At 70.4% G+C, this 25,857-nt stretch carries 19 protein-coding genes; 6 read left to right on the top strand and 13 right to left on the bottom strand.

What is annotated here, in order from left to right; genetic code table 11:
- Positions 1-219: 219 nt before the first annotated feature.
- The 3 genes from E1202_RS24970 to E1202_RS24960 form a co-directional block, all read right to left on the bottom strand.
- Entirely contained in the window at positions 220-2,331 is a 2,112-nt protein-coding gene (locus tag E1202_RS24970; protein WP_132685574.1) for a putative bifunctional diguanylate cyclase/phosphodiesterase, read from the bottom strand.
- A 117-nt stretch (positions 2,332-2,448) separates the two neighbouring features.
- Positions 2,449-3,258: an SAM-dependent methyltransferase gene (locus E1202_RS24965; RefSeq protein WP_132685573.1), complete on the bottom strand. Its 810-nt coding sequence runs from the start codon at positions 3,256-3,258 to the stop codon at positions 2,449-2,451.
- Between the two features lie 183 nt (positions 3,259-3,441).
- The gene (locus E1202_RS24960; protein WP_235878981.1) at positions 3,442-5,496 is read right to left on the bottom strand and encodes a putative bifunctional diguanylate cyclase/phosphodiesterase; all 2,055 of its coding nucleotides are present in this window, start codon (positions 5,494-5,496) and stop codon (positions 3,442-3,444) included.
- Positions 5,497-5,913: 417 nt separating this feature from the next.
- Here E1202_RS24960 and E1202_RS24955 point away from each other — a divergent pair, with 417 nt between their 5' ends.
- Positions 5,914-7,263: an FAD-dependent oxidoreductase gene (locus tag E1202_RS24955; protein ID WP_132685572.1), complete on the top strand. Its 1,350-nt coding sequence runs from the start codon at positions 5,914-5,916 to the stop codon at positions 7,261-7,263.
- A gap of 260 nt (positions 7,264-7,523) precedes the next feature.
- Here E1202_RS24955 and E1202_RS24950 read toward each other — a convergent pair whose 3' ends face one another.
- Genes E1202_RS24950 through ureA form a run of 4 tightly spaced genes read right to left on the bottom strand, consistent with a single transcriptional unit; the run spans position 7,524 to position 12,731 of the window.
- The gene (locus E1202_RS24950) at positions 7,524-8,822 is read right to left on the bottom strand and encodes an MFS transporter (protein ID WP_132685571.1); all 1,299 of its coding nucleotides are present in this window, start codon (positions 8,820-8,822) and stop codon (positions 7,524-7,526) included.
- Between the two features lie 21 nt (positions 8,823-8,843).
- Entirely contained in the window at positions 8,844-10,472 is a 1,629-nt protein-coding gene (locus tag E1202_RS24945) for an amidohydrolase (RefSeq protein ID WP_132685570.1), read from the bottom strand.
- 13 nt (positions 10,473-10,485) lie between these two features.
- A complete protein-coding gene (locus E1202_RS24940) occupies positions 10,486-12,159 on the bottom strand; it encodes an urease subunit alpha (protein WP_132685569.1) in 1,674 nt (557 codons plus the stop codon).
- Positions 12,156-12,731 carry an urease subunit gamma gene (gene ureA / locus E1202_RS33030; RefSeq protein ID WP_132685568.1) on the bottom strand — a complete coding sequence of 192 codons (576 nt, stop codon included), beginning with the start codon at positions 12,729-12,731 and terminating at the stop codon, positions 12,156-12,158. Before ureA ends, E1202_RS24940 begins: the two co-directional genes overlap by 4 nt.
- 74 nt (positions 12,732-12,805) lie before the next feature.
- Between ureA and E1202_RS24930 the strand changes: the two genes are divergently transcribed.
- Positions 12,806-13,972 (top strand): helix-turn-helix domain-containing protein, encoded by a 1,167-nt coding sequence (locus tag E1202_RS24930; RefSeq protein WP_132685567.1) that lies wholly within the window; start codon positions 12,806-12,808, stop codon positions 13,970-13,972.
- 82 nt (positions 13,973-14,054) lie between these two features.
- Complete coding sequence (locus E1202_RS24925; protein ID WP_132685566.1) at positions 14,055-15,524, top strand: aldehyde dehydrogenase (NADP(+)); 1,470 nt, start codon at positions 14,055-14,057, stop codon at positions 15,522-15,524.
- A gap of 49 nt (positions 15,525-15,573) precedes the next feature.
- On the opposite strand, the gene E1202_RS24920 is transcribed toward E1202_RS24925, so the two are convergent.
- Positions 15,574-16,389, bottom strand: a complete 816-nt coding sequence (locus E1202_RS24920) for a putative RNA methyltransferase (RefSeq protein ID WP_132685565.1) — start codon at positions 16,387-16,389, stop codon at positions 15,574-15,576.
- Between the two features lie 131 nt (positions 16,390-16,520).
- Here E1202_RS24920 and E1202_RS24915 point away from each other — a divergent pair, with 131 nt between their 5' ends.
- Entirely contained in the window at positions 16,521-17,921 is a 1,401-nt protein-coding gene (locus tag E1202_RS24915) for a lipase maturation factor family protein (RefSeq protein WP_132685564.1), read from the top strand.
- A gap of 80 nt (positions 17,922-18,001) precedes the next feature.
- Here E1202_RS24915 and E1202_RS24910 read toward each other — a convergent pair whose 3' ends face one another.
- From E1202_RS24910 to E1202_RS24890, 5 genes are all read right to left on the bottom strand, one after another.
- Complete coding sequence (locus E1202_RS24910; protein WP_132685563.1) at positions 18,002-18,484, bottom strand: VOC family protein; 483 nt, start codon at positions 18,482-18,484, stop codon at positions 18,002-18,004.
- A 66-nt stretch (positions 18,485-18,550) separates the two neighbouring features.
- Entirely contained in the window at positions 18,551-19,780 is a 1,230-nt protein-coding gene (locus E1202_RS24905) for an SAM-dependent methyltransferase (RefSeq protein WP_132685562.1), read from the bottom strand.
- Between the two features lie 42 nt (positions 19,781-19,822).
- The gene (locus tag E1202_RS24900; protein WP_132685561.1) at positions 19,823-21,202 is read right to left on the bottom strand and encodes an FAD-binding protein; all 1,380 of its coding nucleotides are present in this window, start codon (positions 21,200-21,202) and stop codon (positions 19,823-19,825) included.
- Positions 21,203-21,731: 529 nt separating this feature from the next.
- A complete protein-coding gene (locus E1202_RS24895) occupies positions 21,732-22,697 on the bottom strand; it encodes an adenylate/guanylate cyclase domain-containing protein (protein ID WP_235878980.1) in 966 nt (321 codons plus the stop codon).
- Positions 22,678-23,130, bottom strand: coding sequence for a universal stress protein (locus E1202_RS24890; RefSeq protein WP_132685560.1), 453 nt, complete (start codon positions 23,128-23,130; stop codon positions 22,678-22,680). The genes E1202_RS24895 and E1202_RS24890 overlap by 20 nt, the downstream gene beginning before the upstream one ends.
- Positions 23,131-23,374: 244 nt before the next feature.
- Here E1202_RS24890 and E1202_RS24885 point away from each other — a divergent pair, with 244 nt between their 5' ends.
- Both E1202_RS24885 and coaA read left to right on the top strand, forming a co-directional pair.
- Positions 23,375-24,802: an amino acid permease gene (locus E1202_RS24885; protein WP_132685559.1), complete on the top strand. Its 1,428-nt coding sequence runs from the start codon at positions 23,375-23,377 to the stop codon at positions 24,800-24,802.
- Positions 24,803-24,994: 192 nt separating this feature from the next.
- Positions 24,995-25,857 (top strand): type I pantothenate kinase (gene coaA, locus E1202_RS24880; protein ID WP_132685558.1); only part of this gene is annotated, 863 nt, incomplete at its 3' end.

The raw sequence follows: 25,857 nt of genomic DNA, 5'->3' as shown, positions 1-25,857 counted from the left end.
GTGCTTGCTGGGCGTGGGAAGGCTGTACGGACACGATCACTCCTAGACTGGGCCGGTTCACCGGCGCGGACACGCTTCGCCACCCGATGCTATCGGTGTCCACCAAGCCGTTAACGCCCAGCCCACGCCCGTGATGAGGGTTCCAGCGGTCGCCTGCTCGGCGGTGCGGGTAGCGGTGCGAGCTGCGCAGGTGGTCGCAGCGGCTGCACCGCTCACAGTTCACTCCAGCTCGGCGATGAGCTGTTCGAGCTCCAGGGCGGACACGCGCTCACCTGCGAAGGCTCCGATCGCCGAGCAGACGCCCAGGGCGTGCAGCCGCTCGGCCTGCAGCTCGTCGTGGACGCCTCCGGCGACCACCGGCAGGTTCATCAGCTCGGCGGCTCCGGCCGCCGCGCCGAGCAGGTACTCGTCCAGCGGGTCGGGTCCCTCGGGGTCGGCGAAGCCGTCCAGGTGCGGGCCGTCGATGCGCACCCCGAACAGCGGCAGGCCGCGCAGCCGGGCGACGCGCGTGTAGTCGTCGCCGAACTGGTAGACGACCAGCCGGATGCCCATCTCGGCGAAGATCTCCACGGTGTCCACCGGGTCGCCCTGGTGGTCGAACAGCGCCGACTCCGGCATGCCCAGCGCCAGCGACCGGGCCGGCAGGCCCGTCTCGCGCAGGATGCGCTGCACGTCGTTGACCAGCTCGGGGTCGCGGCAGTGCCGGTGGGAGAGGTTCATCGCCGCGACCGGGGCGCGCTCGCCGAAGCGCTCCGTCCAGCGCGCGGCGTGCCTGCACACCTCCCCCAGCGCCCAGCTGCCCAGCCGGGTGATCAGCCCGGTCTCCTCGGCGAGGTCGAGGAACGACTCCTGCCCGAGCTCGCCGAACTCCGGGTGATCCCAGCGGATGTCCGCTGCCGCGGCGAACAGCGAGCGGTCGTTCATCAGCCTCGCCGGCTCGTACTCGACGAACAGCTCCCCCTGTTCCAAGGCGGCGGGCAGGGCCGCGGAGAGCCGGAAGCGGTCGCGGGCCTCGGCGTTGAGCGCGGCGTCGAAGAGCACCCACTGGGCGCGGCCGTCCTGCTTGGCCCGGTAGAGGGTGATGTCGGCGTCGCGCAGCAGCGACTCGGCGTCGGTCCCGGCCACCGGGCGTTCGACGATGCCGACGCTGGCCGAGGCCGACAGCTCGTGCGCGCCGATGCGGGCCGGGCGGGTGACCTCCGCCAGCATCTTCTCCACCTGCCCGACCAGCCCGGCGGCGCCGTCGGTGTCGGGCACCAGCACCACGAACTCGTCGCCGCCCATCCGCGCGGCCAGCGCGCCGAACTCCGCGGTCAGGGCCTGCAGGCGCTGCGCGACCGCGCGCAGCAGCTGGTCGCCGACCGGGTGGCCGAGGCTGTCGTTGACGGCCTTGAATCCGTCGAGGTCGAAGAAGCACAGCCCGACCCGGCGGCCCGGCGCGGACGGTTCCAGCGCGCGTTCCATGCTGGTCTGCAGCTGGGTGCGGTTGGGCAGCCCGGTCAGCGGGTCGTGCACGGCCTGGCGGCGGAACTGCTCCTGGAGCATGTGCCGGTCGGTGATGTCCTCGTAGAGCATCACCAGGTAGTCGGGCGCCCCGTTGGCGTCGCGCACCAGCGAGGCCGACAGCTGGGTCCAGATGTGCGATCCGTGCTGCTCGGTGAAGCGGATCTCCAGCTGGTAGCGGTCGACCTCACCGCGAACCAGGCCGGCGTTGGCCGCCCTGAGCTCCCCGATCCACGACGTGTCGGCCAGGTCGAAGATCGTCCGGCCCACCAGCGCCTCGCTGCCGAGCCGGAAGATCCTGTTCATGGAGGGGTTGATCTCGTCGATGACGCCGTCGAGGGTGACGATCGCTATCCCGAGGGCGGAGGAGACGAACACCGCCCGCGACCGCGCCTCCGACGCCCGCAACGCCTCCTCGGCGGCGTCCCGGGCGTCGAGCACGGACTGCTTGATGATCTCCTGCTCGTCGAGGGTCTGCTCGCGCAGCGCCCCGGCGAAGCCCGATCCGACCGCGCCGAGCACGTCGACCAGCCTGGCCCGGTCCACCTCGCGGTGGGCCGGCAGCGCGGCGGCCAGGTGGTTGAGCGTCTTGTGCACGACGACGGGGTTGGTGAAGTGCACGCCGACGAGGCGCGCACCGACCTGGCGCGCGGACTCCAGGGGTCCGTCGCAGGCGGCGAGCACGTCCTCGAAGCACTTCGCCAGGAACGCCTCGATCTCGGGACGCCCCATCGCCACGTAGCTGCTGTGGATGATCTCGCGCGTCCACTGCGCCACCACGTGATGGCGGTCGCCCTCCGCGTCGGAGGCTCCCTCGGATTCAGGCATTGCTCACACCTTCTGCCCGGCGTCGCCGGTCGCATCGCACCCGCGTCCGGGTTCGGACGGGGTGAAGTCGGTGATCAGTTTGGCGATCCCACCACGACCTCGCACGACGACGGGCGCTCAGACCTTGCGGCCCACCAGGCCGTAGACGATGGTCTCCTCCGGGTGGTCGCCGACGTCCTCGGGCGAGTCCGGGTGCCACTCGGAGACGTAGACGACGCCGGGATCGACGAGTTCGAAGTCGGAGACCAGCTCGGCGACCTCGGCGCGGGTGCGCAGGGTGACCGGGTTGGTGCTGTTCTCGTAGAGCTTGACCAGGCCCTGCACGCCTTCCGGGAACTCCTCCCCGGTGACGTGCGAGAAGCCCAGGTAGCTCCCGGGGGCGAGCTTGTCGTGGTACCGGCCGATGATCTCGCGCGGCTTGGCGCTCTCGGGCACGAAGTGCACCAGCGCCACCATCATCACCGCGACCGGTTGCGAGAAGTCCAGCAGCCGCTGGGTTTCCGGAGCTTCCAGGACGCCCTCGACGTCGAGCAGGTCGGCTTGCACGATCGTGGCGTTGTCGTTGCCGTCCAGGATCGAGCGGCTGTGCGCGACGGCGACCGGCTCGTTGTCCACGTAGACCACGCGGGCCTGCGGGTCCACGGCGTGCACGATCTCGTGCACGTTGCCGGCGGTCGGGATTCCCGATCCGATGTCGAGGAACTGGCGGATGCCCTGGTCCAGGCAGTAGCGCACCGCGCGGCGCAGGAACGCGCGGTTGTTCAGCGCGACTTCCTTGACGTTGGGCACCACTTCCAGGACCTTGTTCCCGAGTTCGCGGTCCACGGCGAAGTTGTGCGCGCCGCCTAAGTAGAAGTCGTAGCAGCGGGCGGCACTGGGCTTGTCCAGGTCGACGCCCTCGGCCAGCCAATCGGGTCGCTGCTCCATAGAATCCAGCCTCCTGCACTCGGTTTGGTCGTTCAGGCACCCGAAACGGCGATCGAGAAGGCCATCGTAGGTGTCACGCCTCGCGTTCGGCCATGCACCCGGAGTGGGGTCACCGGAACGCTCACGTGTTCGGCCCTTTCGAAGAATCCGTCGGGAACTTCGGGATTTTCGAGCCTCATCGGCTCACTGCGCGCCGCCCACGAGATCGACGACCTCCGTCGCCGACACCCGCTCGCTGACATGCGGCCCCTGGATCAGCGCGACACCGATCTCCCCCAACCGGTGGGCCTGCTCCGCACTCGTCACACCGGTGGCCAGCACCGGCAGGTCCATCAACCGCGCCGCGCCGACCGCGCTGCGCACCAGGTACTCGCTGAGCGGCTCGGGACCGTCGGGATCGGCCAGCCCCTGGATGTGCGGGCCGTCGATGAGCACCCCGGCCAGCGGCAGGTCCTTGAGCCGGTCGACCCGCGTGTAGTCCGAGCCGAACTCGTGCACGAACAGCCGGATTCCCATCTCGGCGAAGATCTCCACGGTGTCCACCGGGTCGCCCTGGTAGTCGAACAGCGCCGACTCCGGCAGGCACAGCACCAGCGACTCGGCGGGGAGGCCGGCGGTCTCCAACGCCTCTCGCAGATCGCGGACCAGCTCCGGGTCGCGGCAGTGCCGGGCCGACAGCGTCACCGCCAGCAGCGGCGCGTGCTCCCCGAGCTCGCGCACCCACCGCGCCGCGTGCCTGCCGGCCTGCTCCAGGGTCCAGCCGCCCAGCCGGGTGATCAAGCCGGTTTCCTCGGCGAGGCCGAAGAACCGGTTCGAGCCCAGTTCGCCGAACTCGTCGTGGTCCCAGCGCACGTTGGCCATCACGGCGAGCACGTCGCCGGTCTCGGCGTCGGCGACCGGGTCGTACTCCACGAACAGCTCGTTCTTCTCCAGCGCCGACGGCAGTGCCGCCGAGAGCCGGAAGTTCTCGTGCGCCACCGCGTTTCGCTCGGCGTCGAAGAGCACCCACAGCGCGCGGCCGTCGCGCTTGGCCCGGAACAGCGTGATGTCGGCGTCGCGCAGCAGCGAACCGGTGTCGGTGCCGACCACCTCCCTCTCGACGATGCCGGCGCTGGCCGAGGCGGCGAGCTCGTGCGCGCCGATCCACATCGGCTTGGTGATCTCGCGGAGCAACCGCTCGACCAGGTCGGTCACCCGGGCGGCGTCATAGGAATCGGGGATGACCACGGCGAACTCGTCGCCGCCGGTGCGCGCCACCACCGCGCTCTCCTGCGCGGCCAGGGACTGCATCCTGCGGGCGACCTCGCGCAGCATCCGGTCGCCGATGCCGTGGCCGAGGCTGTCGTTGACGGCCTTGAACCCGTCCAGGTCGAACAGGCACAGGGCGACCCGGCGGCCCGGGTAGACGGGGGTGAGCGCGGCGTCGATGCAGGATTCGAGCTGGGCGCGGTTGGCCAGCCCGGTCAGCGGGTCCTGGACGGCCTGGCGGCGGAACTGCTCCTGGAGCATGTGCCGGTCGGTGATGTCCTCGTAGAACACCACCAGGTGGTCGGGTTCACCCCGGTCGTCCCGGACCAGCGACGCCGTCATCCGCGTCCACACCTGGGCGCCGTCGGTGGTGGTGAAACGGGCGTCGAGGTTCACCCGCTCGCGCGCGCCGTCGGCGAGGCCGGCGAGCGCACCGGTGAGCTCGGGCCGCCACCGGTCGTCGACCAGCGCCAGCACCGAGGCGCCGGTCAGCTCCTCCTCGGTCAGGCCGAACATGCGGCGCAGGGCTCCGTTGGTCTCCTCGATCGCACCCGTGGTGCTGACCGCGGCAACCCCCATGGTCGAGGTGTGGAACAGCGCCCGCGAACGGGAGGGGAGGTCTCGGCCGAGCCGCTCGACGGAGCCGCCGGCGGAGCGCAGCTCCTCGGCGAAGCCCGCGGCGAGGTGACCGAGAGCGGCCACGATCCGGTCCGGCGGAACCTGGGGCAGCAGTCCGGGCAGCTCGTCGGCCAGCAGCTTCAGGGTGCCGGGCAGGACCACGGGGTTGTCGGCGTGCAGCGGCAGCAGCGCCGCGCCCGCGTTGCCGGCCTCGCCCGCACGGTCCGGGCAGGCCAGTTCGCCGAGCAAGTGCTCCAGGCAGGTGCTCAGCAGTTCCTCGACGTCGCCGCGGCGCAGCGGCGCGTAGCTGTTGTGCGCGATCTCGCGCTTCCACCGCTGGATGAACTCGTGGCGATCCACCCTGGTGATCACGGTTCGACTCCGTCGGCGCTCCGGTGCGGCGTTCGACGCACTCGCCCACCCTGTCTCGACATTTGGACACCGCGTGTAACCGGTCCTGCACGTTGAGTACCGACGCGGTTGATCAGTGACCGATCCTACTGTCACTCACCGCGTCCGGTCACGCACTCAGCGCTGAATACATGAGCCCGCAATACCCCTTTTGTCCAGGAGTGCCAGCGAAAATGATCTTGAAAGGGCCGGTTCGCCGAGGTGGTGGGCGAGATCGGCTATGAGCATTGTCACCAGCCCGCATCGCGGGATCGGGGGTAAGGGCTCCCTAAGCTGGTAGGGATTCCGCGCATGGCTCAGACCCGGTCCATTCGGGTCCGCCGCCACGCGGCTTCGCAGTCGAGCGCGCCGAGCCCGGCGCACCCAGGAGGAGAGTGCATGACCCGCCCGTTGCGAGTCGCGATCGTCGGGGCCGGCCCGGCCGGCGTTTACGCCGCCGACATCCTGACCAAGTCCGAGACCCCGGTCGAGATCGACCTGCTGGACCGGATGCCGGCACCGTACGGGCTGATCCGCTACGGCGTGGCGCCCGACCACCCGCGCATCAAGGGCATCATCAACGCGCTGCAGCGCGTGATGGAGAAGCCTGAGATCCGCTTCCTCGGCCACGTCGAGTACGGCGTGGACGTCAAGCTCGAAGACCTGCAGCGCTACTACGACGCGGTGATCTTCTCGACCGGCGCCGACCAGGACCGCCCGCTGGACATCCCGGGCATCGACCTGCCGCACAGCTACGGCGCCGCCGAGTTCGTCTACTGGTACGACGGCTACCCCGAAGCGCCGCGCGACTGGACGCTCGACGGCGAGCAAGTCGCGGTCATCGGCGCGGGCAACGTCGCGCTGGACGTGGCCCGGGTGTTGGCCAAGCAGGCCGACGACCTGCTCAGCACCGAGATCCCGGACAACGTCTACCAGGGCCTGACCAAGTCGACGGTCACCGACGTGCACCTGTTCGCGCGCCGCGGCCCGGCGCAGGCCAAGTTCACCCCGCTGGAACTGCGCGAGCTCGACCACCAGGACGAGGTCGAGATCATCGTGCACCCGGAGGGCTTCGAGCTCGACGAGGCCAGCGAGAAGGAAGCCCAGTCCAACAACCAGGTCAAGACCATCGTCAAGACCCTGCAGGACTGGGCGCTGCGCGACCCGAAGAACAACACCGAGTGCCGCCTGCACCTGCACTTCCTGCGGGCGCCGGTGGAGGTCGTCGGCACCGACCGCGTGGAGGGCTTCAAGGTCGAGGTCATGGAGCTCACCGGCGACGGCAACGTCCGCGGCACCGGCGAGTACGAGACCTACCCGGTCCAGCAGGTCTACCGCGCCGTCGGCTACCTCAGCTCGCCGGTCGCGGACCTGCCCTTCGACACCAAGAAGGGCACGGTGCCCAACGACGGCGGCCGCGTGCTGGACCTCGACGGCGAGCACATCCCCGGCGTCTACACGACCGGCTGGATCAAGCGCGGCCCCGTCGGCCTGATCGGCCACACCAAGGGCGACGCCCTGGAGACGATCAACAACCTGCTGGCCGACCTCGACAAGCTCCCCCAGGCCGAGCAGCCCGACTCCGACAGCATCATCAACGTGCTGGAGGAGCGCGGCATCGAGTACACGACCTGGGACGGCTGGACCCGCCTGGACGCCCACGAGAAGTCCCTCGGCGAACCCCACGGCCGCGAACGCATCAAGGTCGTCGCCCGAGACGAAATGGTCAAGATCTCCCGAGCAGACTGACCCCGCACCCAGTCCCAGGAACGCCCCTGCGCCCCGCGCAGGGGCGTTCCTGCGTCACAGCAGCAATCCCGAACCAAACCACAGCACCAACCAGCACCCGGCCACGACAACCCGCCAACCCGGATTACCGCCGCAATCAGGCACCGGATTACGGCCGTGTTCGGGCTGCCGATCACGGCGGTAATCCGGGTTCGCACTGAATCAGAGCTGATTGCGGCGGTGTTCGGGGGGTGGTTGGTGGGGTTGGGTCAGAGTCGGGGTCAGGTTTGGGATTGGGTGCGGGTGGCTCTGTGGCCGAGGAGGCCTCCTGCCGCGGTGATGAGGGCCAGGAGGAGCAGGAGGGTTGCCGCCGCCCAGGATTGCTGGCCGCTGGCGATGAGCAGGGCGCTGGCGGCCAGGGGGACGAAACCGCTGATCAGGCCGCTGAGGTTGGAGGAGATCGCGACGCCGCTGTAGCGCAGGTGCACCGGGAACAGCCCGGCCAGCAGCGAACCCGAGACCGCGTACGGGATCGACAGGCAGTTGATGCCCAGCGTCACGGCGATGATCACCAGCACCGGGTTGCGCGTGTCGATCATCCAGAACACCGGGAACGCCACCAGCGCGGACAGGACCCCGCCCCACAGGCAGACCTTGCCGGGGCTGAACCGGTCGGCCAGCCTGCCGCCGAAGATCAGCGTCACGACCTCGGCCGCCGCCGCGAACAGCGTCGCACCCAGCATCAACGACTTCGGCAGTCCCAGCTGTCCCGAGCCGTAGCTGATCACGAAGGTGGTCAGCAGGTAGAAGCCGCCGATGCCGATCAGCGACGCCGCGATGCCGATCAGCACCTGCCGCCAGGCGGTGCGGAACAGCTCCACGGCGGGCACCGAGGCCCGATCGTGCTCGGCGAGCATCTGCTCGAACAGCGGCGACTCCCCGACCCGGCGCCGCAGGTACAGCGCGACGCCCAGCAGCGGGAAGGCCGCCAGGAACGGCAGTCGCCAGCCCCACGAGTCGAACGACTCGTCGGGCAGCATCGCCACCAGGTAGAAACCGCCCGAGGACAGCAGCGTGCCGATCGGCGAGCCGATCTGCGGCAGGGCCGCGAACCGGCCCCGCTGCTCCGGCGGCGCGTGCTCCACGGCGAGCGTGACGGCACCGCCCCACTCACCGCCGACCGCGATGCCCTGCAGCACGCGCAGCGCGGTCAGCAGCAGCGGAGCGGCCAGACCGATGGCCATGAAGTCCGGCAGCAGACCGATGAGGCCCGTGACCACGCTGATCAGCGTGACCGTGATGAGCAGGCTGCGCCTGCGTCCGATGCGGTCGCCGAGGTGGCCGAACACCACCGCGCCGAGCGGCCGCGCGAGGAAACCGATCGCGAACGAGGCGAAGGCGGCCAGCGTGGCCACCGCCGGGTCCTCGGTCGCGAAGTACAGCCGGTCGAACACGATCGACGCGGCCGTGCCGTAGAGGAAGTAGTCGTACCACTCCAGGGCGGTGCCGACGAACGCGGCGAACGCGACCTTGCGCGCCTCCGCGGGATCAGTGCGTGGCGTGCTCGCTGTTTCGGTCACGGGGCCTCCCGGTGTGCCGGATCAGGTGGGGACTTCTGCGAACTCGTCCGCTCCGTGCACCGCGCGGCCGGCGACGAACGTGGCGCGCACGTCGATGTCGCCGATCTCCGAGACGGGCACGCTGGTGGGGTCGGCGTCGAGCAGCACGAGGTCGGCGAACATGCCCGCGGCGATCTGGCCGCGCTGGTGCTCCTGACCGGCCGCCCACGCCGCGTGCGTGGTGTAGGCGCGCAGCGCCTCGACGGCGTCGACCCGCTCGTCGGGGGCGAGCACGCGCCCGGCCTTGGTGGTGCGGTCGACCATGGCGCGCATGCCCAGCAGCGGCGCACCGTTGGACACGCACGGGCGGTCCGAGCTGCCGGGCACCACCAGGCCTGCCTCCAGGAAGGACCGGTGCCGGTACAGCCACGGCTCCCGCTCGTCGCCGACCGCTCCGATCATGGTGTCGCCGATCTCGTAGAGGAACCGGGATTGCGGCACGGGGATCACGCCCAGCGCGGCCATCCGGGAGAGCTGGTCGGGGCGCACCATCGCCGAGTGCTCGATGCGGTGCCGCGCGTCCGGTCGCGGAACCTCGCGCTGCGCCTGCTCGAACGCCTCCAGCGTCAGGTCGATGGCGCGGTCGCCGATGGCGTGCGCGGCGACCCGCCAGCCGCCCCGGTGCGCGGTGCGGATCCGCCCGCGCAGCACGTCCGGGTCGTCGCCGAGCACGCCGTGGCCGCCGTGCCCGTGGAACGGGTCGGTGACCGCGGCGGTGCGGCTCGACAGCGCGCCGTCGGTGAAGATCTTCATCGGCCCGATGCGCAGGAAGTCGTCGCCGAAACCGCTGCGCAGCCCCAGATCCAGCCCGAAGGCGTCCGGACCGACCTGGTGCAGCACCTCGTTGGCGGGCATCAGCTCCACGCGCAGCGGCAGCTCGCCGCGCTGCCGCGCCAGCTGGTACGCGGCGGCCTCGGCCGGGCTGTGCCCGATCCAGCCGCCGCCGATGCCCGCTTCGGTGACGTGCGTGAGCCCTTCGGCCGCGTAGCGCTTCGCGGCGCGGCAGATCGCCGCCACCAGCTCCTCGACCGGGTAGGGCTTGACCAGCGCGTCGACCAGCTGCTGCGCCTGCTCGGCGAGCAGGCCGGTCGGCGATCCCTCGGCGTCGCGCTCCACCACGCCCCCCTCGGGAACGCGGGCGGAACCGTCCAGAACGCCCGCCTTGGCCAGGATTTCGGTGCTGGCCACGCACATGTGCGCCGATCGGTGCTTGAGCCACACCGGCCTGCCGCCGCCCGCGCGGTCGAGCCGGGCGCGGTCCGGGTGCCCGCCGATGACGAAGTCGTCGTAACCGGATCCGATCACCCAGCCGTCGGAGGGCAGTTCGGCGGCCTTGGCGGCGACCAGGTCGTAGAGCTCCTCGGCCGACCGGCAGCCGGACAGGTCGAGTTCGGCGAGCGAGAGCCCGTACCAGACCATGTGGTTGTGCGAGTCGGCGAAGCCGGGCGTCACGACCGCGCCACCGCCGTCGATCACCTGCCGCGCGGGCAGGTCGGCGATCTCCTCGTCCACCCCGACGATCCGGCCGCCGAGCACCCCGATGGTGTGCGCGGTGGGGTGGTGCGGGTTCATGGTCAGCGCGCGGACGTCGCGCAGCAGCAGGTCCAGCACTTCGTTCCTCTCCTCAGCCCAGGTGGTGCGTGCGGGTCAGCGGAAGCGTTGCCGCACGGTGCACGTCGATCTCTACACCGTCGACCGACACCGGGCCCGGTTCGCGCGGGACTTCCACGCGCGGGGTCGCGGTGTTGCGCACCATGTCCGCCCTGGTCAGCCCCCTGCTCTCGCGCACGGAGGCGTAGTTCGGGCCGCTGGGCAGGCGCGCGCGGTCCGCAGCGTCGGCGACGAACACCGTGGACAGCCTGCGGGGCGCGGCGCCGAGTCCGCCGAAGAAGGGGCGCATGACCCTCGGTTGGGTGAGCCGGGTGGATCCGGAACCCGACCCGCTGGCACCCCAGGCGACGAACCCGGACTTGATCACCAGGTCGGGTTCGGCGCCGAACCAGGCCGGTTGCCACAGCACGATGTCGGCGAGCCTGCCCGGCTGCAGCGACCCGACCTCGTGGGCCATGCCGTGCGCGATCGCCGGGTTGAGGGTGATCTTGGCGAGGTAGCGCAGCACCCGCTCGTTGTCGGCGTGCTCGGGGCCGGACTCGCCGGCGAGCGCGGCCTGCACGTGCGCGAGCTGCCAGGTGCGGCGGGCGGTTTCGGCGATGCGGCCCATGCCCATGGAGTCGGAGTTGACGATGCTGATCGCACCGGAGTCGTGCAGCGCGTTCTCGGCGGCGATGCCGTGCTCGCGAACCCTGCTGCCCGCGATGCTCCTGTCGCTGTCCACCATGGAGTGTCCCTTGTGGACTGTCATGGTCATCGGGAACAGCTCGGCGACCGTCGCCGGGGTCAGCGGCAGCGTCGGGGTGGTCGAGGAGGTCAGCACGTGCGGGCTGCCCACGACCTCCAGCAGGTCGGGATGCCCGCCACCGCCCTCGACGTGGTAGGCGTGCACCGTGCGCCCCCGCGTCGCGTCGAGGGTGTCGGCGAGGAAACCGGACTCGTTGAGCGTGTCGGTGTGCAGCGCGACCGGCAGGTCCGCCTGATCGGCCACGCCCAGGCAGGTGTCCACGATGTGCGGGGTGGCGCCCCAGTCCTCGTGGATCTTGAACCCGCCCGCGCCGGACAGCACCGCCCGCTCCAGCAGGTCGTTCGACGACGACGAGCCGCGCGCCAGGAACGCGACGTTGATCGGCACGTCCCGCCACGCCTCGATCATCGAGTGCAGGTTGTGCGCGGGGTTCGCGCCGACGTCCCACACCCCGCCCATGCCCATCCCCACCAGCGAGGTCACCCCGGCCGCCAGCGCGGCGGGCACCACCTCGGGACTGGACAGGTGCACGTGCGAGTCGACCACGCCGGGCGTGGCGATCAGGCCGTCGCCGGTGATCATCGCGGTGTGCGAGTCGACGACCAGCTCCACGCCGTCGCCGGCCTCCGGGTTGCCCGCGCGCCCGACCCCGACGACGCGTCCTTCCTTGATCCCGATGTTGGTCTTGCGCACGCCCAGCACCGGATCCAGCAGCAGCACTCCGAGGATCACCATGTCCAGCGCGCTGTCCCGGCCCGCCTTCGGCGCGACCAGCAGTCCGTCGCGGGCGGTCTTGGCGCAGCCGCCGAGCATCTCCTCGCCGGGCTCGGTGTCGTCGTCCTCGACGCGCACCCACAGGTCGGTGTCGGCCAACCGCACCAGGTCACCGGTGGTCGGTCCGTACAGCGCCGCGTAGCGCTCCCGGGACAGGCTGGTCATCGGCGGCCTCCCATCGCCACGAGGACGAGTTCCTTGCGCTCGCCGGCTTCCAGGCGCACCGCCGTGCCCGCGGGCACCGCCAGCCGGAAACCGGCGAGCTCGACGTCGCTGCGCACCGCCGGGTTGAGCTGGTCCAGCGGGAAGTGGGAGGAGATCCACACCGGGCGTTCGCCGGTGTTGTGCAGCCGGGCGGTCCGCCGCTCGCGGCCGGAGGCCAACTGGATCTCGCCGTCGGCGGCGCGCACCGCGCCCGGCGCGTCCGGGCCGGGCGGGCCGAACGGCTGCGGCACGTGCACCAGCGAACTGCCGTGCGGGAACAGCGCCTCGACCTGGATCACCGGGACTGCGGCGGGAACACCGGGGCGGACCTGGTCGGCGGTCAGCAGCGCGCCGGCTCTGCGCACGATCTCGTCGATGTCCACGCCGTCCCAGGCGAGTTCGCAGATCTCGTCGCACACGTAGGCCACGGCGTCGGGGGCGCCGAGCAGCGCGCCGCGGGCCAGCCTGCGGCGGGCCAGCTCCGCGGCGGTGAACAGGTGCAGCCGCTCCTGCTCGCGGGGCGTCAAGTGCATGAGAGCACAGTCCTCTGGTCACCGGCCCAGCACAATGATGGATCCACGTCATCTGATCGCTCTAGATTGGGCGGATGCACACTTCGCTTCACGAGCCGGTCACACCCGACGGGCCGTTGCGCAGGCTGGTGCACTCCTGCCTGGACGATCTCGACGAGCTGGTCGCGGTGTTCCTGGCGGAACTGCGCTCGATGGAGCCCTACGCCAGCGACGCGGTGCCGTGGTCGGAGTTGCGCGAGCACGCCGAGGGGAGCATGGAACTGCTGCTGCGGCTGGCCGGTGGCCTGGCGGTGCCCGACCGGCTGGGCGACCTGTGCGAGCGCATCGGGCGCAGCCGCGCGCAAGCGGGCGTGCCGCTGGAGGTGCTGCTGCACGCGGTGCGCGTCGATTTCCGGGTGCTCTGGGACGCCTTCGCGCGACGGGTGTCCGAGGACGAGCTGCCGTCGCTGGTGCGCAGCGCCTCGCGGGTGTGGGCCGCGGTCGACCACCACACCACCCGCATCCACCTCGCCTACCTGTCCGAAGCCGCGGTGGTGGCCCGCGAGCAGGAGCACGAGCGCGCCCAGCTGGTGGCGCGACTGCTGACCACCGACGCCCGCGATCCGCAGGTGGTCGCGCAGGTCGCCACGGCGCTCGACGTCTCGGCCGACGCGGACTTCGCGGTGGCCGCCGCCCCGCTGCCCGCGACCCGGCCGCTGCGCGACGCGGCCGACGAGCTGTCGGCGCGGGGCATCTCGGTGCACCTGCAGGACGTCGACCGGCGGCCGGTGCTCATCGCGCAGCTGCCCGCCGGTGTCACGGCGGTGCCGCAGCGCTGGTTGCAGGAGGTCCCCTGCGGACTCGCACCCGTGGCCCGCACGCTGGCGGGAGTGCCGCGAGCGGTGCGCATCGCCGCCGAACTGGCCGGGACCGGCGCGGCCGAAGCCAGTCCGCGCGCGCTGCCCGACGTCTGGTCGTCGGTGGTGGCGGGCAGGCTGGGCGAGCTCGGCGACGCGCTGGCCGCGGAGGTCCTCGGCCGGACGCGCGGCATCGGTGCGGGTGAGCGCTCGCGGCTGCTGGAGACCGCGGCGGCCTACCTGCGCACCGGATCGGCCGGTGCGGTGGCCGGTGAGCTGTACTGCCACCGCAACACGGTGCTCAACAGGCTTCGCCGCATCGACGAGCTCACCGGCTGCGATCTCACCCGTCCCGACCAGGCCGCGTTGTTCATGGTGGCGCGGGCCTGCGACCCGAGTGCGTGATTTCGAACGCCGTACGGGTCACCGGTTGTCCGGCGTACTACGGTGGTCGTGGACCTCTCTCGATCGCGCAAAGGATGGGACGTTGACCGCGACGCAGATCCCGGACACCACCCGAGCCGAACTCGACACCGCGCTGCAGCGGGCCGCCGACGCCGCCGAGCCCTTCGGCGAGCAGGCCCCGGCCGAGCGCGCCCGCCAGCTGCGGGCCGTCGCCGACGCCCTGGACGCGGTGGCCGGTGAGCTGATCCCGCTGGCCATCGACGAGTCTCACCTGTCCGAGGGACGGCTGACCGGCGAGCTCAAGCGAACCACCTTCCAGCTGCGCCTGTTCGCCGACACCGTCGAGCCCGGCGAGCACCTGCGGGTCACCTTCGACCGAGCCGACCCGGACTTCGCGCTCGGTCCCAAGCCGGACCTGCGGCGGATGCTGCTGCCGGTGGGCCCGGTGCTGGTGTTCGCGGCGAGCAACTTCCCCTTCGCGTTCTCCGTCGCCGGTGGTGACACCGCCGCAGCGCTGGCCGCCGGGTGCCCGGTGGTCCTCAAGGGCCACCCCGGTCACCCGGAGCTGTCGGTGCGGACCGGCGAGATCGTCGCCGAAGCGCTGCGCTCGGCCGGTGCTCCGGAGGGCGCGTTCAGCGTCGTGCTCGGCTTCGACACCGGCACCGACGCGCTGCGGGACGAGCGGATCAAGGCGGCGGCGTTCACCGGGTCCGTGCCGGCCGGGCGCGCGCTGTTCGACATCGCCCACTCGCGGCCGAAGCCGATCCCGTTCTTCGGCGAGCTCGGCAGCCTCAACCCGGTGTTCGTCGCCCCGGGCGCCGTCGCCGCGCGCGGAACCGACATCGCCAAGGGCTACGTGACCTCCTACTCCGGCAACGCCGGTCAGCTGTGCACCAAGCCCGGACTGCTGTTCCTGCCCGCCGACCACGGCTTGGAGGGCGCGCTCGCCGAGGAGTCAGCGGCCGTGGCGTCCCACCGGCTGCTCAACGAGCGGCTGCACGAGGGCTACTGCGGTCGGCGCTCGGTCGTCACCGACGTCCCGGGGGTGCGCGTGCTCGCCGACGGCGCGAGCGGCTCCGCCGAGGACGGGGCGGCACCCACGCTGCTGGCCACCGACGTGGAAACCCTGCTGGCCAACCGGGACGCGCTGCTGGAGGAGGTCTTCGGCCCGCTGTCCATCGTGGTCACCTACACCTCGGAGGACGAGGCCCGCCGCGCGGCGGAGGCGTTCGAGGGCAACCTCACCGCGACGGTCCACGCGGAGGACTCCGACACCGACTTCGTCGCCACGCTCCTCCCGCGCCTGCGGGAACGCGCGGGTCGCCTGCTGTTCAACGGTTGGCCGACCGGCGTCGCCGTCTCCCACGCCATGCAGCACGGCGGCCCCTACCCGGCCACCACGGACGCGCGCTTCACCTCGGTCGGCACAGCGGCCCTCGACCGCTTCCTGCGCCCGGTGACCTACCAGAACGTCCCGGCGGCCCTGCTCCCCCAGCCCCTCCAGGACCACAACCCCTGGAACATCCCGCAGAAGATCCACGCCAAGGACTGAGAACCCGCTCACCGCGGGGCGTCCCACCGGGCGTCCCGCACCGCGGCGTTCAGGGGGTTCGGCGGTAGCGGGCGACCGTGACCGCGGCCGTCGGCGTCACGGGTGACGGCAGAGCGGCGATCTTGGCGTCGAGCACTTCGGGCGTGGTGTGCCAAGCGCTGGGCCCCATGGCCACGGCTGCCAGGGCCTCGGCGTGGGTCAGTTCGAGCCGGAACTCCACCGCGCGCCGCTCCAACGGGGTGAAGTGGCCGCCGAGCTGCTCGGCGAGGCGTTCCGGTTTGGACTCGTCGACGTTGAGCAGCCCCAGGTGGTCGACCAGTCCGGTGAGGTGACCGGGATCGGGGATCACGACGACGAGCTCACCGCCGGGACGCAGGATCCGGCGCATCTCCGAGGCGTTGCGCGGAGCGAAGACGTTGAGGACGACGCCCGCCGCACCGGTGCGGATCGGCAGCGGCTGCCAGGCGTCGGCGACCGCCGCGCCCATGCGGGGGTGCGCCTTGGCCGCCCGGCGGCACGCGTACTTGGAGACGTCCAGGGCCACGCCGATCCGGTCGCCGAGCGCGCGGGCCAGGTAGAAGCCGGTACCGGCCCCGATGTCGACCACCGGGCCGTCCCCGGTGACCGCCGCCGCCACCGCCTCGGCGATCGGGTCGTAGTGCCCGGCGCCCAGGAACCCGGCGCGGGCGGCGACCATCTCCGCGGTGTCACCGACGACCTTGCTGCGACCCGAGAGCAGGCTGACGTAGCCCTGCCGCGCGAAGTCGAACACGTGGTTCGACGAACACCGAAGCGAGTTCCCGCTGCGCTCCAGGTCGAGCCCGCAGTGCGGGCAGGCCAGCAGCTCCACCACCTCGTCCAGCACGGCCCAGCCTCCACACACTCCGCAGATGCGCGATTCTAGGCGCTGGTGAGGAACTGCTCGGCGGTGCGGGTCGCGGGCTCCGCGAGCCGCGACTCGTGCGCGCCCGGAGCGGCGCGGAAGGAGGCGTGGCGATGTGGCACTGGCTGAGCGCACCCGAGTACCAGGCGGCGAGGTTCGCCGTCACCCACCTGATCGCCCTGACCTACCTGATCGGTTTCATCTGCTTCCTGCGGCAGTTCCGCGGTCTGCTCGGTGAGCGCGGACTGACCCCGGTCGCCCGGTTCGTCGCGCGGGTGCCGTTCCGGCAGGCGCCGAGCGTGTTCCACTTCCGCAGCTCCGACCGCTGGCTGGCGGGTGTGGCCTGGACCGGCGTCGCCGCGAGCGTGCTCGCCCAGTTCGCGGACTTCGCCCCGGTGTGGGGCTGGGTGCTCGTGTGGGCGCTGCTGTGGGTGCTGTACTCCTCGATCGTCAACGTCGGCCAGGTCTGGTACGGCTTCGGCTGGGAATCGCTGCTGCTCGAAGCCGGTTTCCTGGCGATCTTCCTGGGCCCGGCGCACGTCGCCCCACCCGCGCCGGTGCTGTGGCTGCTGTGCTGGCTGCTGTTCCGCGTGGAGTTCGGAGCCGGGCTGATCAAGCTGCGCGGCGACCCGTGCTGGCGCGACCTCACGGCGCTGCACTACCACCACGAGACGCAGCCGATGCCGGGTCCGCTGAGCCGCTGGTTCCACTGGTTGCCGCGCCCGCTGCACAAGGCGGAGGTGCTGGCCAACCACGGGACCCAGCTCGTCGTTCCGTTCCTGCTGTTCGCCCCGCAACCGGTGGCCACCGTCGCGGCGGCGATCATCGTCGTCACGCAGCTGTGGCTGATGCTCAGCGGCAACTTCGCCTGGTTGAACTTCCTGACCATCACCCTGGCGTTCGCCGCCGTCTCCGGGCCACCGGCCGCGCTCCCCGATCCGCCGGGCTGGTTCGCGGTGCTCGTGCTGGCGGTGACGGCGCTGTTCGTGGTGCTGGCGTACTGGCCGGTGCGCAACATGCTGGGACGCGGTCAGGTCATGAACCGCAGCTTCAACCGGCTGCACCTGGGCAACACCTACGGCGCGTTCGGCAGCATCACCAGGGTCCGGTACGAGGTCGTGGTGCTCGGCGCGAGCGACCAGGCGGGACCGTGGCGGGAGTACGGGTTCAAGGGCAAGCCCGGCGACCCCGCGCGCCGACCGCCGCAGGTCGCGCCGTACCACCTGCGCCTGGACTGGCTGATGTGGTTCGTGGCCATCAACCCGTCCTACGGGCGCACCTGGTTGCCCCGGTTCATGACGGCCCTGCTGCGCGGTGAAGCCCCGGTGCTGGCGCTGCTGCGCCACAACCCGTTCCCGGACGAGCCGCCGAAGCTGGTCAGGGCCGACCTCTACCGCTACCGCTTCGCCACCCGCGCGGACCGCCGGGAGACCGGGCACCACTGGACCAGGTCCAGGGTCTCCGACCTGATCCCACCTCGCTCCCTCGACGACCTCGAAGGGCTCGCCGACTAGGAGCCGCTCAGAACCTGCGGCGGTGCCGGTAGCAGAACCTCAGCGGCTCCGCCGCGTTCTGAAGCAGCACCGAGAAGCCCTCACCCCAGGGCGGCGGCTTCGAGCTCGGCGATGTCGAACTTGCGCATCTCGAACATCTTCTTCATGGCGCGCTCGGCGACCGCGGGATCAGAGGAGGTGATCAGCTCCAACAGGCGCCGAGGGGTGATCTGCCAGGACAGGCCGAAGCGGTCCTTGAGCCAACCGCACGGCTGGTACTCGCCGCCCTCGCCCAGCACCTCCCAGAGCCGGTCGATCTCCTCCTGCGTCTCGCAGGTGACCTCGAGCGAGAACGCCTCGGAGAGCTTGAAGACCGGGCCGCCGTTGATGGCCACCAACGTCAGCCCGGCCAGTTCGAACTGAACCACCAGCACGCCGCCCTGCTCGCCCGGCCCGGCTTCGCCGTTGTGCAGGACGTGCACGATGCGCGAGTCGGGGAACACCGAGCAGTAGAACTTCGCGGCGTCCTCCGCCTCGCTGTCGAACCACAGGTTGGGCGTGATCTTCTGGGTGAACTCGTACATGGGTCTGTCCCTTCGCGGAGAACCGGTGTGAAGGGGTAGACGCCGACGAGCCCCAGGACTCATCGGTCAGAACGCGGGGCGCAGCGGCATGCGCGCGTCGGTGCCGTCGAGCTTGACGCCCAGCACCTGGTGCAGCTGGATGTTGTTGCGCTCGAACCCGAGCCGGCAGGCGGCCATGTACAGCCGCCACACGCGCGCCCGCGCGTGACCGGCCTCGGCGACCGCGGCCGACCAGTTGCGGTCGAGGTTCTCGCACCAGTGGGCCAGCGTCAGCGCGTAGTGCTCGCGCAGGTTCTCCTCGTGGCGCACTTCGAAGCCGTTGTCGTTCATCGCCGACACCAGCGTGCCGACCGGTTCGAGCTCGCCGTCGGGGAACACGTAGCGGCCGATGAACTTGCCCGTACGCGCCCTCTGCTGACCGTGCGGTCGGGTGATGCAGTGGTTGAGCAACCGGCCGCCCGGCACCAGCTTGTCCTGCAGGAACGAGAAGTAGTGCGGCAGCTGCTTGAGACCGATGTGCTCGGTCAGGCCGATGGAGCTCACGGCGTCGAACCCGGTTTCCCGCACGTCCCGGTAGTCCATGTAGCGGACCTCGGCGAGGTCGGCCAGGCCGCGTTCGGCGATGGCCTTCTGCGCCCACTGCGCCTGCTGCCGCGACAGCGTGACGCCGAGCCCGCGCACCCCGTAGTGCTCGGCGGCGTGCATGACCATGCCGCCCCAGCCGCAGCCCACGTCGAGCAGCCGCTGGCCTTCGGACAGGTCGAGCTTGCGGGCCACCAGGTCGTGCTTGGTGAACTGCGCCTGCTCCAGGGTCGCGTCCTTCTCGGGGTAGACCGCGCAGGTGTAGGCCATCGACGATCCGAGGACGTACTCGTAGAACCGGTTGGAGACGTCGTAGTGGTACGAGATCGACTGGCTGTCGCGGTTCTTCGAGTGCCGCCAGCCGCGCGAGCGGTGCTCGACCTCCGGCACCCGGACGGGCCACCAGAACCGGTACCCGGCCAGCTTGAAGAGCAGTTCGCGGCGCAGGCCCGCAGGCACGTCGTTGAGCGTCACCGACGGGAACGCCGCCAGCGCGCTGTACATGTCGCCGTGCACTTCCAGCGCGCCGCTGACGTAGGCGCGGGCGAGTCCCAGTTCACCGGGCGCGTTGGCCAGGTGCGACAGCGCCAGCGGCGAGCGGACTTCCACGCACACATCGGCCCCGGCGGTCCCTGCTCGGCTGCCGTCGAAGGCTCGGATCTCCACCGACAGGTCGCCGCCGAGAATCCGCTCGAACACCCCTGCCCATCCCATCAGAGGGTCTCCTTTCCAGTTTGATGTGTCGTCTGCCGCGAGTCAGCGCTCGCGGACGCACTTCTCGTACAGCCCCGGCAATCGGCCCTTCGGGTCGTAGGTGTCCTTCAGCCGCTGGTAGGCCGGTCGGTTGTAGAGCCGCCAGAACTCGTCCTCCTCGAAGTAGGAGTTGGAGTACAGCGACTTGTGCCCGTCGAGCTCGGTCACCTTCCGCTCGATCGCGCGGTTGTGCCTGCCCGGAGCCTCGCCCGGGCGCAGCGGCACCGTTGCCCAGAAGCCGACGTTGACGTAGAGGGTGTCGGGGTCCATCGGGTACAGCGACCAGCCCTCGCGGTCGCGCAGCCGCACCGGGCACAGCCAGATCGGCGAGATGCCGATGTCGCGGTGGAAGAACTCCAGGAACTCCGGCAACCGCTGGACCGGGATCTCGACGTCCTGGATCACCGGTTCGTTGAGGCCCTTGCCCTGCAGCACGGCGAGCCGGTCGGTCACCGAGTGCTGCCGGTCCCAGGCGACGATCCGCCGGTAGACGTCGGAGCGCTTGTACTTCGCCGGCCAGAAGCGGCGGATCAGCGGGTGCTGCACGCCGATCGCCCGCGAGCACCAGAACCAGTCGGTGTCCCAGCGCCACAGGTAGTCGTGGGTGCTCAGGTAGTCGGTGCGGCGCTGCTGCACCGACCGGTAGTAGATCTGCTCGCCGGTGTAATCGCTGGCGAAGGGCGCGGAGTCCACGTAGGACCCGAGCGTGAGGTGGTGCTCGGTCGGCGTGAACACGGTCCCGTCGACGAAATCGACCTGCTCGCCGTCGAATTCACCGTCCGCGCAAATCTCGGCGATGGCCTCGGTGCACTCCGCGGCGGTGGCGAACGGGACGTGGCGGAGCTTGACGTAGGGCTTGACCTCCTCCAGCTCGATCTCCAGCCGCAGCGCGTAGCCCAGCGTGCCGTAGGAGTTGGGGAAGCCCCGGAACAGGTCCGCGTGCTCGTTGTCCGGCCGCGCCGACACCACCGAACCGTCGCCGGTGAGGATCTCCATCTCGCGGACCGACTCGTGCGGCAGCCCGTTGCGGAAGGAGGTCGACTCGATGCCCAGCCCGGCCACCGCGCCGCCCAGCGTGATGGTCTTGAGCTGCGGCACCACCTTCGGGACGTGCCCGGTGGGCAGCAGCGCGTCGACGATCTGCTCGTAGGTCGCCATGCCCTGGACCTGCGCGGTTCCGGCTTCGGCGTCGACGTCGAAGACCTTGGTGAACCGGCCGACGTCGAGCCCCGGGGAGTCGGACGGGGCGCGGAACCGGAAGAGGTTCGAGGTGGGTTTCGCGAGCCGGACCGGTGCACCGGCCGGCAGTTGTGCGTACTGCGCGACCAGCTCGGCCACGTCGTCGGAATGCTCGCCGATCATCGGCGTTACCCGATCCGCCATACCTCGACCGTAATGCCGGATCCGGTCTCGAGCACCCCTTTACAGCGGGCCGCGGCCCCGCTCGCAAGCCGACGAACAGCCCAAAACCCGTCGGCGAAGGGCGGTTCCGCGATCTTCGGTGATCGCAAAACCGCAGGTTGGAGCCACTAACGGGGAGTTGCCGCAGACGCTTGCGTGATACATGCAAGTTCAGCGATATTTCGATCACATTTGCTGTGATCGGAGCAGTCGTGCGACCGGGACCTGTCACCGCACGGCGCAGCCCATTGCTTCGAGCGGGTGACTCCCACCCGCGCCGCAAGTCGCAGGAACGGTCACCTAAGCCCTGCTTAGGAATGCGGCGCAGCCGCTGTTGGAGGTGTGGGACTCCACTCGCACCGCCGCGGGTTCTCAGCGGTTCTCTGGGGAGGACGCCGCGACGCCGCGTATTGGGCATACTCAAGGAGTGGCGCCCGGACCCAGAGGACCGCTGAGGTTCCGCCACCCGCACCGCCAAGCAGGAAGAGCCTGGAAACAGGCCTTACAGCGTCTAGCGGCGCTTGAGGGCCCAGGCTCGCAGGCCGCGGAAGCTCTGGACCTTCGTGGGCCCCACCGAGATGAGCTTGTAGGCCTCGTGGCCGCGCAGCGCGGCGGCCATCTCGCGGTCGATGAGCACCGAGGCGGGACGGGCTACCGACGTCAGGCGGCTGGCGATGTTCACCGTCGAGCCGTAGACGTCGCCGAAGCGCGCCAGCACCGGTCCCCGCGCCAGGGCGATCCGCAGCGGCGGCAGCAGGTCGTTCTTGGCGATCTCCTCGTTGAGGGTCAGCGCGATCTCCGCGCCCTCCTGCGGGCTGTCGGCCACGAACAGGACCTCGTCGCCGACGGTCTTGATGACGCGGCCGTGGTTCTGGGCCACGACACCGCCGGCCAGCGACTCGAAACCGTCGATCAGCCGGGTCAGTTCCAGCTCGGTGAAATCGCGGATCAACCGGGTGTAGCCGACCAGGTCGGCGAAGCCCACGACCTGCACGCGCTCGTCGATGCCCGGATCGCGCTCGTCGAGCTCGCGGGACACGGTGGCGGCCAGGTGCCGGCGCCACACGTAGTCCTGCATCTTCTCCATGACCGGCACGATCGCCGCCGCCACCTCGGTCGTGGTGTCCACATCGGTGACGAAGCTCTGCCCCAGCAGCGACTTGAACAGCCCCGTCTGCCACTCGGCCAGCCGGGACATGGTCTGCGCCAGCGAACGCGCCACCGCGGATTCGAGCTCGTCGGGGATCACCTCCGCCGACACCAGAGACACCAGGGCGCGCAGTGCCGCGACGTCGGCGTCGGTGAAGATCACCTCGTCGGAGTCGACGTGCGCGAAGCCCATCGCCTGCCACAGCTGTTCGGCGCGCTCCAGGGAAACGCCGGACGCCTCGGCGATCTCACCCTTGGTGTACTGGGGCGGCGAACCGAGGAGGATCTCCTCGATTCGCCGGATCCGGTCATCGCGACGTTCGGACAACGAGCACGTCGCAATCAGATCGCCGGGACACCTCGGACGGGACCGAACCGAGGATGCGCCCCTTGAGGGTGTTGAGCCCTCGACTACCCACGACCAGCAGGTCGGCGCTGTGCTTCTCGGCCGCGCCCAGCAGCACCGAGACCGGCTCGCCGACGGAGGCGACGGTCTCGACGTCGGTCGCACCGGCCTTGCGGGCGGTGTCCGATGCCGTCTGCACCGTGTCCTGGGCCGGAGCCGAACCCATGACCTGGAAAGCCTCGTCGCCGAGCTGATCGGCAGCGCGTTCCAGCTCCTTCGGGTCGGTCGGGTAGTAGGCGCAGACGATCACCAGCCGCGCCGACGAGGCGCTGGCGACCTCGGCGGCCCGGCCAACCGCGCGCAGCGAAGGCGCGGAGCCGTCCGTTCCCACGACGACGGTGCGATAACTGGACATCGCTCTCCCACTTCCTTTGGGGCCGACATTTCGACGCTCCGGGTGAGAACACTAACGATCGAGGACGGCCGCAGTCACGGCCCGTGCGCGCAGGCCTCCACGTGCCCCACGCCACGGTGACGGACCAGGCCGGTTGTGCCGTTCGACAACCGCCTCCCGGAACTGTCGTCCAACCGCACAGCACGACACTCGATCACGCGGCGTACGTTTCGCCGCAACCTGTGATTCGAACAATGGAGTCGACGTGTCAGCACCTAGCCTGCAACCCGGGCGGGGAATATTTCGCCGCAAGCCCATCGAGACCATCACCTCGGACGGCGAGGAAACAGGTCTGAGCAAATCCCTGGGCCTGTGGCAGCTCACCGCCATCGGCGTCGGCGGCATCATCGGCGCCGGCATCTTCTCGCTGGCCGGCGCGGTCGCCAACGAGAAGGCCGGGCCAGCCGTGCTGATCTCGTTCCTGATCGCCGGCATCGCCAGCGCCGCCGCGGCGTTCTCCTACGCCGAGTTCGCGGGCATGATCCCCAAGGCCGGCTCGGCCTACACCTACGGCTACGCCGTGCTCGGTGAGGTCGTCGGCTGGCTGATCGGCTGGGACCTGCTGCTGGAGTACACCGCGATCGTGGCGGTGGTGGCCATCAGCATCTCCGGGTACTTCAACGAAGTGGTGGGCTACCTCGGCGTCGACCTCCCGGTGTGGATGCTCGGAGCACCGGGCACCGAGGAGGAGGGCGTCGCGCCCGGCAGCTACAAGATCAACCTCTTCGCCGTGCTGCTGTGCCTGTTCATCGCCTTCATGCTGAACCTGGGCATGAAGAGCGCCGCGCGGTTCGAGACCTTCCTGGTGTACCTGAAGGTCGCCGTGGTGCTGCTGGTCATCGGCGTCGGCGCCTTCTACATCAACACCGGCAACTACACGCCGTTCTTCCCCTTCGGCGCGAGCGGGGCCATCACCGGTGCCGCCACGGTGTTCTTCGCGGTGTTCGGCTACGACGCCATGAGCACGGCCGCCGAGGAGTCCAAAGAGGCCCAGAAGCACATGCCCAAGGCGATCCTGTACTCGCTGGGCATCTCGATGGTGCTGTACGTGCTCGCCTGCCTGGTGCTGACCGGCATGATCCCGTTCGACCAGATCAAGGGCGAGAGCGCGTTCGCCTCCGCCTTCACCGACGTCGGCCTGCCGATGCTCGGCGCGATCATCGGCGTGGGCGCGATCCTGGGCATCCTCACCGTGATGTTCACCTTCATGCTCGGCGTGACGCGCGTCGGCTACTCGATGAGCCGCGACGGCTTGCTCCCCGCGTGGTTCAGCAAGACCCACCCGGTGCGCAAGGTCCCCACCCGGTTCACCTGGCTGATCGGCGTCGCCTCGGCGGTCATCGCCGGTCTGCTGCCCATCGGTGAGGCCGCGGAGCTGACCAACATCGGCATCCTGCTGGCGTTCGTGATCGTGTGCGCCGCGGTGATCGTGCTCCGCTACAAGCGTCCCGATCTGCCCCGCGAGTTCAAGACGCCGGGCATGCCGGTGGTGCCGATCATCGGCATCGCGTTCTCGATCTGGCTGGTGACCTTCCTGGCCGTGGAGACCTGGCTGCGGTTCGCGGGCTGGTTCGCCATCGGCCTGGTCATCTACTTCGCCTACGGCTACCGGAAGTCGAAGATGAACTCCTGATCGACCGCACCGGGCCGGCGCGCGCTGCGCCGGTCCGGTGTTGATCGGTTGAGCTCATGTCTGCTGCGTCTCAGCGTGCACTGGATCACAGCGTTATCCGGTGTCGTATGCCTAGGGTTTTCCCTGGCGCCACCGGGGCTTTTCACGGTGCTGCCAGGAGTACGACCGGGCCTCGATGCTGAGGGGTGCTTTGTGACGCGCGTTCGCGAACTGAGCCCGTACGTGGAGCTGCACCGCGCGCAATGGCGGGAGCTGCGCGATTCGCTCCCCCTCCCGCTGAGCGAAGACGAGCTGGTCGCGTTGCGCGGCCTCGGCGAACCGGTCGACCTCGACGAGGTCGCCGACGTCTACCTGCCGCTGTCCCGGCTGATCAGCCTCCAGGTCGCCGCCCGGCAGCGGCTGCACGAGAGCACCACGACGTTCCTCGGCGAGGAGACCGGCGGGACCAAGGTTCCGTTCGTCATCGGCCTGGCGGGCAGCGTCGCGGTCGGCAAGTCCACCACCGCGCGCATCCTGCGCACCCTGCTCGCCCGCTGGCCCGACCACCCGCGCGTGGACCTGGTGACCACCGACGGGTTCCTGCACTCGAAGGCCGAGCTGGTCCGGCGCGGGCTGATGCACCGCAAGGGCTTCCCGGAGAGCTACGACCGGCGGGCGCTGCTGCGCTTCGTCACCGAGGTCAAGTCCGGCGCCCCCGAGGTTTCCGCGCCGGTGTACTCGCACGTCGCCTACGACATCGTGCCCGACGAGCGCAACGTGGTGCGCCAGCCCGACATCCTCATCGTCGAGGGCCTCAACGTCCTGCAGCCCGGCCCCAGCCTCACCGTGTCGGACCTGTTCGACTTCTCGATCTACGTCGACGCCCGCACCGAGCACATCGCCCGCTGGTACACCGACCGGTTCCTGGCGCTGCGGAGCACCGCCTTCGCCGATCCGGAATCGCACTTCCACCACTTCGCGGAGCTGACCGACTCCGAGGCGCGCGCCGAGGCCGACCACCTCTGGCGCACCATCAACGAGCCCAACCTGGTGGACAACATCCCCGTCTCTTATAC

This window comes from Saccharopolyspora karakumensis (assembly GCF_004349225.1).
GTDB lineage: Bacteria > Actinomycetota > Actinomycetes > Mycobacteriales > Pseudonocardiaceae > Saccharopolyspora > Saccharopolyspora endophytica.
Note: the sequence above shows the minus strand (reverse complement) of the source record. Positions and strands in the feature narration are given on the sequence as shown.